Annotated in this window: 9 protein-coding genes; 2 read left to right on the top strand and 7 right to left on the bottom strand. The window is 67.4% G+C overall.

The genetic code is table 11. The features are described 5' to 3' along the window. Positions 1–23: 23 nt before the first annotated feature. The 4 genes from B9Z03_RS07770 to B9Z03_RS07785 are packed head-to-tail and all read right to left on the bottom strand — an operon-like array spanning position 24 to position 3,129. A complete protein-coding gene (locus B9Z03_RS07770; protein WP_085463685.1) occupies positions 24–470 on the bottom strand; it encodes an aconitase X swivel domain-containing protein in 447 nt (148 codons plus the stop codon). Further along, complete coding sequence (locus B9Z03_RS07775) at positions 470–1,726, bottom strand: aconitase X (RefSeq protein WP_176247464.1); 1,257 nt, start codon at positions 1,724–1,726, stop codon at positions 470–472. The genes B9Z03_RS07770 and B9Z03_RS07775 overlap by 1 nt, the downstream gene beginning before the upstream one ends. Before the next feature lies 1 nt (position 1,727). After that, the gene (locus B9Z03_RS07780; protein WP_085463687.1) at positions 1,728–2,495 is read right to left on the bottom strand and encodes a molybdopterin-synthase adenylyltransferase MoeB; all 768 of its coding nucleotides are present in this window, start codon (positions 2,493–2,495) and stop codon (positions 1,728–1,730) included. Further along, complete coding sequence (locus tag B9Z03_RS07785) at positions 2,488–3,129, bottom strand: alpha/beta family hydrolase (protein ID WP_085463688.1); 642 nt, start codon at positions 3,127–3,129, stop codon at positions 2,488–2,490. Before B9Z03_RS07785 ends, B9Z03_RS07780 begins: the two co-directional genes overlap by 8 nt. Before the next feature lie 132 nt (positions 3,130–3,261). Between B9Z03_RS07785 and purH the strand changes: the two genes are divergently transcribed. Next, the gene (gene purH / locus B9Z03_RS07790) at positions 3,262–4,878 is read left to right on the top strand and encodes a bifunctional phosphoribosylaminoimidazolecarboxamide formyltransferase/IMP cyclohydrolase (protein WP_085463689.1); all 1,617 of its coding nucleotides are present in this window, start codon (positions 3,262–3,264) and stop codon (positions 4,876–4,878) included. Positions 4,879–4,894: 16 nt separating this feature from the next. Here the strand turns inward: purH and B9Z03_RS07795 are convergent, their stop codons facing one another. From B9Z03_RS07795 to B9Z03_RS07805, 3 genes are read right to left on the bottom strand one after another with little or no spacing between them, the layout of a single operon-like run. Next, positions 4,895–5,215, bottom strand: coding sequence for a helix-turn-helix domain-containing transcriptional regulator (locus tag B9Z03_RS07795; protein WP_085463690.1), 321 nt, complete (start codon positions 5,213–5,215; stop codon positions 4,895–4,897). A gap of 48 nt (positions 5,216–5,263) precedes the next feature. Beyond that, positions 5,264–6,661 carry an MFS transporter gene (locus B9Z03_RS07800; RefSeq protein ID WP_085463691.1) on the bottom strand — a complete coding sequence of 466 codons (1,398 nt, stop codon included), beginning with the start codon at positions 6,659–6,661 and terminating at the stop codon, positions 5,264–5,266. Positions 6,662–6,678: 17 nt separating this feature from the next. Further along, positions 6,679–11,439 (bottom strand): NAD-glutamate dehydrogenase, encoded by a 4,761-nt coding sequence (locus tag B9Z03_RS07805; protein WP_085463692.1) that lies wholly within the window; start codon positions 11,437–11,439, stop codon positions 6,679–6,681. Between the two features lie 109 nt (positions 11,440–11,548). Here B9Z03_RS07805 and B9Z03_RS07810 point away from each other — a divergent pair, with 109 nt between their 5' ends. After that, positions 11,549–12,115: a peroxidase-related enzyme gene (locus B9Z03_RS07810; RefSeq protein ID WP_085467539.1), complete on the top strand. Its 567-nt coding sequence runs from the start codon at positions 11,549–11,551 to the stop codon at positions 12,113–12,115. The last annotated feature ends 103 nt before the right edge of the window (positions 12,116–12,218 follow it).

Raw genomic sequence — 12,218 nt, forward strand, 5'->3', positions numbered from 1 at the left:
CGGATTCTCGCGAATCCGTCAGGTCAGCGCGGGGAGGCTGGCTTTTCCGATCCGGTATCCAGCCGTGAAGCCGTTCCGCCGGCGTCCACCTTTGCGAGGGTGTCGCGAAAGGAGGCGAAATGCGTGCGATCCATCCGAACCGCCACCGGCGTTTCCCAGCCCATTTCCTTTGCCACGATCAGGCCGAGGAGCAGGATCGCGTCAGGCTCGTGCATGACGATGGCGGCCGGCGCGTGGCCGTTGTGGACGAGTTCGAGCAGGACTGCGGAGGCCGACGACGAGCCGATGGTGCCGGGCAGGAAGAGAACCTTGTCGGCGATGCAGTCGCCATGCTGCGGGTGGCGCACGTCGGCGATCCGGCCCGTCTTCGGATCGACCCCGCCCCAGAAGCTGATCGGCGCGTCGAGGACCAGGGCCTCGCCTTCGCCGCCGCGGCCCCCGACGAGGATTTCGCCCGGTAACCCGCTCATCAGGATGCGGCCGCCAGGACCGGCCTGCCCGACACCGCGCTCTCGACGCAGTCGGCGAGCGAGCCGTAAAGAACGCCGTATCCGGTGTTGCCGGGGGCGTAATGCGCGAACTTGCCGGAATTGGTCATCAGCACTCCGCCGGGGAGCTCGTCCATGATCGGCGTGACCACCACGCAGGTGTCCGCGACGATGGTGACGCCGGCTGCTTCCAGGCCGCGCCGGAGCCCGCATTTGTCGAGATGTGCGAGCGTGTGGCGGCCGGTGCAGGCATAGAACGGCACAGCGAGCCGCCGGCCCGCGATCAGCTTCGCCAGTTCCTCGAACTCGCGCGGCGACAAATGCGGGCTGCCGATCGCGACCGCGTCGATCCGGTCGGCCCGGTCCGCCGTCGAGAGCCGCAACTGCGCCTCGCGCGCCATCGCCTGCGTCACGCGGATCGTGCGTTCCGGCAGGTCTCCGCCAAGGGCTGTCGCAAGGTCGGGCGCTTCCGGGGTGACGCCCGCGACATGGAACAGTCCGACGGAGCCGGAAGAGGCGGCGGCCGCGCCGAACGCCTTCAGGGCGTCTTCTCCCGGATGCTTGGCCACGCCGGCGACGACGCCCACATCGTTGCCCGCCTCGCGGCCATAGAGGCTGCCCAGCACCGGCCAGGCGATCTCGGAAGCGAGAAAGGCGGGCGGCAGGCCGGAGACGTCGAACACGAAGCGGGCCCGCCTGTTCTCCGCCCGGTGCAGCCCGTAGTCCGGCGCGCAACCGGCGATGGCGCAGGCGATGTCGAGGAAATCGCCATAGCGGTTCGTCCGAGCGCCGAGGACGGAGTTGCAGAAGACGACCGCGTTCGACTCGCCCCAGGCGACATCCGTGCCGAGAGCGGGGCGATGACCGGCCTGGTAGGGCGCGCAGGTCCAGCTCGGCTCGCAGCCGAGTGTGCGATAAGCCTCCATCATCCGCCGCGCCATGCCACGCTCATGCTCGGGCAGGCGGTCGCGCGAGCAGCCGGTCAGGTCGAGCGCGCCGACGTTCAGCGTCGCGCGGACCGACACCCTCGCGCCGCCCTCGACCAGCTTTTCGGCGAACAGCGTGCCGGAATCGCCATGATAGAGCGCCCCGTCGATATGTGCCGATGCGATCGGGATCAGCCGCGGCGCAGCAAGCAGCTCCGCCGTGCGCGCCACGATCCGCATCGCCATCGCGACGCCTTCACCTCGCTCTCCCGCTGCCGTCGCGCGCTGGTCGTCGGTGAGGAGAACGGGCACGTCAGGCCGCATCCTTCGGTGCCGAGTAGCGGATGGTGTCGAAGCGCGCGCCGAGCGCGTCGTAGAGTAGCAGTCGGCCGACCAGCGGCTCTCCGGAGCCGGTGATGAGCTTGATGGCCTCCATCGCCTGCAAGGTGCCGATGACGCCGGTGAGCGCCCCTACCACGCCGGCCACGGCGCAGCTCGGCACCATGCCGGCCGGCGGAGCTTCGGGATAGAGATCGCGATAGGTCGGGTTGCTGCGGCCCTTCCCGTCATGCTCCCAGGGGATCAGCACGGTCAACGAGCCGTCGAAGCGCCCGACCGCGCCGGAGACGAGCGGCTTGCGGGCGGCCGCGCAGGCGTCGGCAAGGACATAGCGGGTGTCGAAATTGTCCGATCCGTCGATGACGAGGTCATAGGCGGAGACGATGGCGTCGACATTGGATTGATCGAGCCGGACGGCATGCGTCTCGACGGTCACATGCGGATTGATCCGCCCGACCGTCTCGCCGGCGCTCTCGACCTTGGCCTTGCCGATGGCGGCCGTGTCGTGGATCACCTGCCGCTGCAGGTTGGAGAGCGAGACGGTATCGTCGTCGACGATGCCGAGCGTGCCGACGCCGGCGGCGGCGAGATAGAGCAGCACCGGCGCGCCGAGCCCGCCGGCGCCGACGACCAGCACCCGCGCGCGCTTCAACTTCTGCTGTCCCGGGCCGCCGACCTCGGGCAGCACGATGTGGCGCGCGTAGCGTTCCAGTTCCAGCTCGGAGAGGCGCGTGTCAGCCATGCGCCGTCCCCAGGATGAAATCGGCAACCGCCTTCGCCGCGATGTCGAGATTGCCGTCGAACGTCGCGCCGGAAGCCTTGCGCGGCTTCAGGTCGTGGTCGCCGTCGGTCAGCCATTCGATCCTGATCGCTGGCGACAGCGGATAGCTTGCGACCTCCTCGCGCGTGCCGAACGGGTCGCGCTCGCCCTGGCAGATCAGGGTCGGGCAGGAGAGCTTTTCCAGATGGTCCGTCCGCAGCTTGGCGGGCTGGCCGGGCGGATGGAAGGGATAGCCGAGGCAGACGAGGCCGGCGATCGCGCCCTCCTTGAACTGCTTGTCGGCGATCATGCTCGCCATGCGCCCGCCGAGCGACTTTCCGCCGATGAACAGCGGCCCGCTGCGCTCCACGCTGCCGATGGCGCCAACATATTCACCGATCAGCCGGTTGGCCGGCGCGGGCGGCGGACGGTTGCCACTGCCGTCGCGGCGCGTGGCCATGTAGCCGAACTCGAACCGCGCGACCCGGATGCCGTGGACCGCGATTTTGGCCGCGATCGCATTCATCCAGTCCGAGTCCATCGGTGCTCCCGCGCCATGCGCGAGAAGCAGCGTCGCCTTCGCGGCGGGTGAGCCGTCATGGATGAAATCGGTCATTTTCGGTCTTCCTCGTCGCCGGAGGCTATCGTCCGCCGGGGATCATCGCAATGCATGCCTGCTGCGGCGGCGTTGACACTTGCAATCAACTGCCACGGGAGGCATGAGCGGGCCTCCGCAGAAAGGATCGTCATGGCCGTCGTCTCCAAGAACATCCCCGCGCCCGACCTCGTCTCCATCAGCCGCGCCCTGATTTCGGTATCGGACAAGACGGGCCTGATCGACTTCGTGCGGGCGCTGACGAAGCATGGCGTCGAGATCGTCTCCACCGGCGGCACGCGCAAGGCGATCGCCGAGGCCGGCATCGCGGTGACCGATGTGTCCGAGGTCACCGGCTTTCCCGAGATCATGGACGGCCGCGTCAAGACGCTGCATCCGCTGGTGCATGGCGGCCTGCTCGCGGTGCGCGGCGACCAGGACCACCAGCAGGCGATGCGCGACCACGGCATCCGCCCCTTCGACCTCGTCGTCATCAATCTCTACCCGTTCGAGGACGTGCGCCGCGCCGGCGGCGACTACGCGGCGACCGTGGAGAACATCGACATCGGCGGTCCGGCCATGGTCCGCGCCTCGGCCAAGAACCACGCCTATGTCGGCGTCGTCACCGACCCGGCCGACTATCCGCTGGTGCTGGAGGCGCTGGAGGAGAACACCGGCAGCCTGTCCTACCAGTTCCGCCAGAAGCTGGCGGCCAAGGCCTTCGCCCGCACCGCCGCCTATGACGCCGCCATCTCCGGCTGGTTCGCCGAAACGCTCGCCATCGAGCATCCGGTGTGGCGCGCCTTCGGCGGCAGGCTGGAACAGGTGATGCGCTACGGCGAGAACCCGCATCAGGACGCCGCCTTCTACGTCAACGGCGACCCGCGCCCCGGCGTCGCCACCGCCCGCCAGCTGCAGGGCAAGCAGCTGTCCTACAACAACATCAACGACACGGACGCGGCCTACGAGCTCGTCTCCGAATTCGACCCGGCCCGCACCGCCGCCGTCGCCATCATCAAGCATGCGAACCCCTGCGGCGTCGCCGAGGGCGCGACGCTGAAGGACGCCTATCTCAAGGCGCTCGCCTGCGATCCGGTCTCGGCCTTCGGCGGCATCGTGGCGCTGAACCGGACGCTGGATGCGGAAGCGGCCGAGGAGATCGTCAAGATCTTCACCGAGGTGATCATCGCGCCGGACGCCACCGACGAAGCGGTCGCGATCGTCGCCGCCAAGAAGAACCTGCGCCTGCTCATCGCCGGCTCGCTGCCTGATCCGCGCGCGGCCGGCCTGACCGTGAAGTCCGTTTCAGGCGGCCTGCTCGTCCAGTCGCGCGACAACGGCGCCGTCGACGATCTCGACCTCAAGGTGGTGACGAAGCGCGCCCCGACCGACCGCGAGCTGGCCGACCTGAAGTTCGCTTTCCGCATCGCCAAGCACGTCAAGTCCAACGCCATCGTCTATGTCCGCGACGGCGCGACGGTAGGCATCGGCGCCGGCCAGATGAGCCGCGTCGATTCCTCCCGCATCGCCGCGCGCAAGGCGGCGGACGCTGCCGAGGCAGCCGGGCTGAAGGAGCCGATGACCATCGGCTCGGTCGTCGCCTCCGACGCCTTCTTCCCCTTCGCCGACGGCCTGCTGTCGGCCGTCGAAGCGGGCGCCACGGCGGTCATCCAGCCGGGCGGCTCGATGCGCGACGACGAAGTCATCGCCGCCGCCGACGAAGCCGGCATCGCGATGGTATTCACCGGGATGAGACACTTCAGGCACTGAGGGTTCGGGACGCGATTCAGGCTGCTTCCGCGTTTACCCCGAGCTGGACGCCTGTCGCCTGCTGCAGGGCGGAGATCACCGCGAACAGGCTGGCAGCGGTCGGGTTTCCTTTCGGCCCGAACATCCGCATCAGGCTCTTCGCCGGAATGCCAGAGCGCGTGGCCAGTTCCTCGAAGCCGACTGTCGCGTTGATGAAGCTGCGCAGCACGGCTTTCCCCGTGTCGAGGTCGCCGGAAAGCAGCAGCTCCACCGCGTCGGACAGCAGGGCCGCGCGAAAGGCGGGATCGGCATCCGCACGTGCCTTCATCGTTTCCTTGAAATTCCGAGTCAGTGCCATGGCCACATAATGGTAACGTAAACGATACCATTATACAAAGCCAGGCCGTCATGCCTCCGCCGGCTTGTACTCCCGGCTCCTGATCCACGGCAGCAACACGAGCCCGATCACGAACAGCGCCACGATCGGGGTGACGCCGAGGCGCTGCGCGTCCTGCGTCGACAGGTTGAAAGCCTCCGACGCGAACCAGGCGGTGGCGAAGGCGATGGCGAAGGGGGCGATGAACGAGGTCGCGCGGCCAGAGAGTGCGTAGAGCCCGAAGGCTTCCGTCACCTTGTCGCCCTCGACCTGGTCGACCAGCAGCGTGCGCGAGGCGGCCTGGATCGAGCCGCCGGCCGCGCCGATGAAGGCCCCGGCGATGTAGAAGACGATGTCCGGCAGGGTCGACCCGCTTCCCTCTGCGGCGACCGTCATGAACAGAACTTCGGTCTTGGTGGTCGAGATCACCGTCACGCACCACAGTATCAGGATCAGGATCGAAACGCTGATCACCGGCTTCGGCCCGAAGCGCTGGTCGGCGCGGCCGCCGATCCAGGCGCCCACCGCGCCGGTCAGGTTGGCGAGGATGCCGAAGATGCCGATCTTGATGATCGGCCAGCCGAGCACGCCCGCCGCATAGATGCCGCCGAAAGAATAGAGCGCGTTGAGCGCGTCGCGGTAGAACATCGACGACAAAAGGAAGGAGAAGTAGCTGCGCTGCGAGGGCAGGGTGCGCAGCGTCTCCCACAGCTCGGCAAGGCCGCGTCGCACCGCGCCGGTCGCGGAGCCCCGCCGGCTGACGTCCGGCGTCCAGAGGAACATCGGCAGCACGAAGATCAGATACCACAGCGAGGTGAGCGGTCCCGAAGCCCGGTCGCCCTCATGCGTCGCCGGGTCGAGGCCGAACAGCGGCGACACCCCAAGCAGGGTCTTGCCGGTCTCGGGGCTCGCCGACAGGAAGCCGAGCACGATCACCAGCGAGATCAGACCGCCGACATAGCCGAGGCCCCAGGCGGAGCCGGAGAGGCGGCCGAGCTCGGAGCGCGGCACCAGCGTCGGCATCATCGCATTGTTGAACACGGCGGCATATTCCATGCCGACGAGCGCGATGACGATCGCGAGCACGGCGAAGCCGAGATTGCCCATGCCGGGGGTCGCGTACCAGAGCATCCAGCAGCCGATGAAGCCGAGTATGGAGAACAGCAGGATCCACGGCTTGCGCGGGCCGCTCGCATCGGCGATCGCGCCGAGGATGGGCGATGTCAGCGCGATGATCGCGCCGCCGATGCCGGCCGCATAGCCCCAGTATTCCTGGCCCTCGGCCGGGTTCGACGCCACCTTCGCCGCGAAATAGGGCGCGAAGACGAAGGTGATGATGAGGGTGTGGAAGGGTTGCTGCGCGAAGTCGAACAGCATCCAGCCCCAGATACCGCGCTTCGGGGCGCGTTGCACGACCTGTTCCGCCATCGTCCCATCCTCTCCGGTCAGACGCCGGCCAGATCGTTCATCAGTCCCGCCGCCACCGACAGGCGCGACAGGGTGATGTCGCCGCTCTCGGTGAGCGCCTGCAGCCGCTCGCGAGCGCGGCGGATACGTTCTCCGCCGGCGTCCACCCAGGCCGCCACCGGGTCGTCGGCCGCCGCGTGGTTGCGCAGCGCCGCCACGGCCATCCCCCGCCGGGCGATGCCGATCATGTCATGCGCCCGCGAAAGGGCAAGGCCGTCGTAGTAGTCGGTGGTGACGATCGAGCGGGCCGCATCCTCGATCCTGCCGACCCGGAAATGGGCGTTGAGCGACAGGATCGCCCGCGCCGCGGCATCGGCCGGGACGCCGGCAATGCGGCCGACCAGGGCCATTTCCGGCACCAGTTCCGCATCCGCCAGGGCGGCCAGCCGCTCGGCGAGCCTTAGCGGCGCCCCGGACTGCGCCAGCGCCTCGACGCGGGCGATGTGCCGCGCCTTCATGTCGGGCGCCAGCCATTGCGCGAGCCTCGGCTCGATCGATCGGCGGGCGGCCGCGAGTGCGGCGATGCGCTCAGCAAGCGTGGCCGCTTCGGGATTGCGCACGAACCACGAGGTCTGGCCATGCACCAGCCGGCCGACGCTCTGGTAGAGCTGCAGCTGGACCTGTCCGTCGATCTTCGTGTCGAGCGCGTCGATCTCGGCATAGAGCGCCGGCAGGCCGAACCCGTCGCGCACCAGCACATAGGCCTCGACGATTTCCTGTGGCGCTCCGCCCGTCGCATCCTGCAACCGGCTGACGAAGGTCGGCCCGCCGCGGTTGATCGCGTCGTTGGCGAGCTGCGTCGCGATGATCTCGCGGCGCAGCCTGTGGCTGGCGATCTCGGCGGCGTATTTCTTCTCCATCCGGTCGGGGAAGTAGGCAAGCAGGTCGCGTTCCAGATATGGGTCGTCTGGCAGAGCGCCCGCCACGAGGTCGTCGAGCAGCACCATCTTGGCATAGGCCAGGAGCACGCCGAGCTCTGCCCGCGTCAACGGTTCGTTGCGCGCCGCGCGTTCGGCGAGCGCCATGTCGGAGGGCAGCATCTCCACCTTGCGGTCGAGCAGCTTGCGCGCCTCCAGCCCGGCCATGAAGCGTTGCTGGTGCGGAATGTCGGCGGTGCCGCGCAGCTGGGCGAGCGAGATCGCCAGTGTCTGGTGGTAGTTGTTGGCGAGCACGAGGCTGGCCACCTCCTCGGTCATGGAGGCGAGCAGCTTGTTGCGCGCGGGGCGCGTCAGGCTGCCCTGGCGCATCGCCGTGGCGAAGGCGATCTTGATGTTCACCTCGACGTCGGACGAGTTCACGCCGCCCGAATTGTCGATCGCATCCGAGTTGCAGCGCCCGCCCGCGAGCCCGTATTCGATGCGGCCGCGCTGCGTGACGCCGAGATTGGCGCCTTCGCCGATCACCTTGGCGCGCACCTCGGACCCGGTGACGCGGATCGCGTCGTTGGCGCGGTCGCCGACCTCCTGGTTGCTCTCGGCGGCGGCCTTCACATAGGTGCCGATGCCGCCGAACCAGAGCAGGTCCGCCGGCGCTTTCAGGATCGCGTTCATGATCTCGGCCGGCGAGGCGACCGTCTTGTCGAGCCCGATCGCGGTGGCCGCGGCCTGGCTCAGCGTGACCGATTTCTGCGAGCGCGGGAAGATGCCGCCGCCGGCCGACAGCTTGCTCCTGTCGTAGTCCTGCCACGAGGAGCGCGGCAACGCGAACAGCCGCTCACGCTCGGCGAAGGAGGCCGGTGCGTCCGGGTCGGGGTCGATGAAGATGTCGCGATGGTCGAAGGCGGCGATCAGCCGGGTCTGCCGTGAAAGCAGCATGCCGTTGCCGAACACGTCGCCGGACATGTCGCCGACGCCGACCACGGTGAAAGGCTCGTTCTGGATGTCGCGGTTCATCTCGCGGAAATGCCGCTTCACCGCCTCCCAGGCACCGCGGGCGGTGATGCCCATCTTCTTGTGGTCATAGCCGGCCGAGCCGCCCGAGGCGAAGGCGTCGTCCAGCCAGAAGTCGTAGGCTTGGCTGATCGCGTTGGCGGTGTCGGAGAACGTCGCCGTGCCCTTGTCGGCGGCGACGACGAAATAGGGATCGTCCCCGTCGCGCCGCACCACGTCCTTCGGCGGCACGACGCCGGTCGAATCCAGATTGTCGGTGATCGACAGCAGCGAGGAGACGAAGTTGACATAGGCGCTGGTTCCGGCGGCGAACACCGCGTCGCGGCTGCCGCCGGCCGGCAGCTGCTTGGGAAAGAAGCCGCCCTTCGCGCCGACCGGCACGATGACGGCGTTCTTCACCTGCTGCGCCTTGACGAGGCCGAGCACCTCGGTGCGGTAGTCCTGTGCCCGGTCCGACCATCTGAGGCCGCCGCGCGCCACCGGGCCGAAGCGCAGATGCACGCCCTCGACCTCCGCGCCGTAGACGAAGATCTCGCGCCACGGCTTCGGCTCGGGCAGGCCGCCGACGTGCTTCGAATCGAGCTTGATCGCGAGCGAGACGCCGGGCTTCGCGGGCGCGAAATGGTTGGTCCTGAGCGAGGATTCGATCAGGTTCAGATAGCGGCGGATGATCGTGTCGTCGTCGAGGTTGGGCACCTCGGCCAGGGCGTCGCGGATCGCCGACTTCAGGTGCTTGCTCTCGACATCCCAGTCGTCGGCATGCGCGGGATCGAAGCGGGCGACGAAGAGCGAGTGGAGCGCGCGCGCGATCTGCGGATAGCGGTTCAGCACCCCGGCGATGAATTCCTGGCTCTGCGGGATGCCGGCCTGCTGCAGGTAGCGGCCATAGGCGCGCAGGATGAGGATCGCGCGCGGGTCGAGGCCTGCGGTCTGCGCCAGCGTGTTGAACCCGTCATTGTCCGCCTCTCCGCGCCATACGGACAGGAACACGCTTTCCAGCAGCGCGCCGCCGTCGCCGAGATCGATCGGCCGGCCGAAAGCGTTCTCGATCTCCATGTCGTGCAGGAAGATCGTGTCGCCTTCGCCGTCGGCGATCTCGAACGTGCGCTCGCTGATGACGCGGAAGCCCATGTTCTCCAGCAGCGGCACGCGCCGCGACAGTGACACCGGCGCGCCGAAATGATGGATCTTCAGCGCCGCCTGCTCCGGCGGCTGGTCGCCCTTGCGGTAGTAGTCGATCGCGATCGGGTTGTCCCGGTCGACGCTCGCCGCCCGTCTTGCGTCGTGCAGCGCCTCCGCCGGATCGAAGCTGCCGCGATAGCTTTCCGGGAAACGCGAGGCGATGGCGGCGAGCTCGTCCTCGATCGACAGCGTTTCGGCCGTTTCCGCGATCGCGTCCTCCCAGGTGCGCACGATGTCGCGCACGGCGGCTTCCAGCACGCCGGTCTCGACCTTCGGCGTCTTGCCGCCGGAGCGTCCGATGATGAAATGGACGCGCGCGAGGTTGTTGTCCGGAAACGCCGGATAGTAGGCGGAGAGGCGGCCTTCGAAGACCGTCTTGAGATAGGCGCCGATCCGCTCGCGCACCTCGCTGTCGTAGCGGTCGCGCGGCACGAACACGATCAACGAGACGAAGCGGTCGAACCGGTCGACACGCGTCAGGACGCGCACGCGCGGCCGTTCGCCGAGCGCCAGGATGGTCGCTGCATGCTTGCGCAGCAGCGGCACGTCGATCTGGAACAGCTCGTCGCGCGGATAGGATTCCAGCACGTTAATCAACGCCTTGCCGGAATGGTCCGTCGCCTCGAACCCCGACTTGGCAATCACCTGCTGCGCCTTCGAGCGCAGATAGGGAATGGTCATCACCGAGCGCGTATAGGCCGTGGAGGTGAACAGGCCGACGATGCGCAGCTCGCCGATCAGCCGGCCCCTCACGTCGAAGGTCTTCACGCCGATATAGTCGAGATAGATGCGCCGGTGCACGGTCGACTTCGTGTTGGCCTTGGTCACGATCAGCGGATCGGGGCCGTTCAGGAAGGCGCGAATCTCCGGCGTCGTCGTCACCGCCTCGGTGCCGCTGCGCAGCACCAGCGTGTTGGGATCCTCAAGGATGCCGAGGCCTGGCTGGTCGCTGCGTTCCAGCTTCCCGGTCTTCTCCCCGCCGCGATAGCTGTAGTCGCGCATGCCGAGGAAGGTGAAGTTGTCGTCGCGCAGCCATTCGAGGAAGGCGACGGCCTCGGCAACGGCGTCCTTTTTCAGCGGCAGATCGGCGTAGCGGAAGTTCGAGATCGCCTGTTCGAGGCGGGCAAGCATCGGCTTCCAGCTACCCACCGCCGAGCGGACGCTGTCGAGCACGCGCTTCAATGCGGCTTCGAGCGCCTCGGCCCTCGCTTCGGACAGCAGCGGCAGATGGATGTGGATCAGGCTGACCTTGTCGGTGTCGCTTCGGCCGGGTCCCGCATCGGCGGCGATCGAAACGACGCCGGATTTGCCGTGCGAAACATGCAGCACCGGATGCATCACCAGCAGCGGCTCCGCCCAGGCTTCGCCGATCTCGGCGATGACGGAATCGAACAGGAACGGCATGTTGTCGTTGACGAGCGTGACGGCCGTCACCTTGCGCCCCTGCCGCGCGATGCCGGGGTCGCGGTCGATAGCGATCACGCTGTCGCCCTTGCGATGGCGCTTCAGGGCCGAATAGGCGAGCTGGACCGTCTTGCGGAACGCGTCGTCGTCATAAGCCGCGACGTCCTCGCTCGGCGCATGCGAAAGCAGATGCTCGGCCAGACTCTCCGCATTGGCCTCCCGGGACGCCTCTGCTCTTGCGAGCCCCTTTTTCGCCGTTGGCATGCCGAATCCCCTCCCGTTTCCGCTTTTTGGACTATGGTATCAGAGAAAAATGCGTCGCGGCCGCTCAAATCGCGCGCAATGTGCGAAAACCGTGTGAATGGAGGATGACGTGACGGGCGAAAGGATCATCGCGCTGGACCTGGAACAGGCCGAACTGAGCGAGCCGACCAGGGCCTATTTCGCCAAGGCCAAGGAGAAGCTGGGCCTGATCCCGAACGTGCTTCTCGCCTATGCATTCGACGAGAAGAAGCTGCGCGCCTTCACCGACATGTACAACGACCTCATGCTCGGCGAGTCCGGCTTGAGCAAGCTGGAGCGCGAGATGATCGCGGTGGTCGTCTCGTCGGTGAACCACTGCTACTACTGCCTGACCGCGCACGGCGCGGCGGTAAGGCAATTGTCGGGCGATCCGGCGCTTGGCGAGATGATGGTGATGAACTACCGCGCCGCCGACCTGACGCCGAAGCAGAAGGCCATGCTGGATTTCGCGGTCAAGCTGACGGAGACGCCTGCCAGGGTCGAGGAGGCGGACCGCGAAACCCTTCGGGCCGTGGGTTTCTCCGATCGCGACATCTGGGACATCGCCTCGACGATCGCCTTCTTCAATATGTCGAACCGGGTGGCGGCCGCGACGGACATGCGGCCGAACCCGGAATATCATGCGATGGGGCGATGAGAACAACCAAAAATAGTATTTGAATTGATATAAAATCTTTGATTGTATGTCCGAAGTGATGCTCACTTCGGGGGATGGGGTGAAACGCGCTCTACTTCTGTGC

The organism is Mesorhizobium australicum, from assembly GCF_900177325.1.
Taxonomy (GTDB): domain Bacteria; phylum Pseudomonadota; class Alphaproteobacteria; order Rhizobiales; family Rhizobiaceae; genus Mesorhizobium_A; species Mesorhizobium_A australicum_A.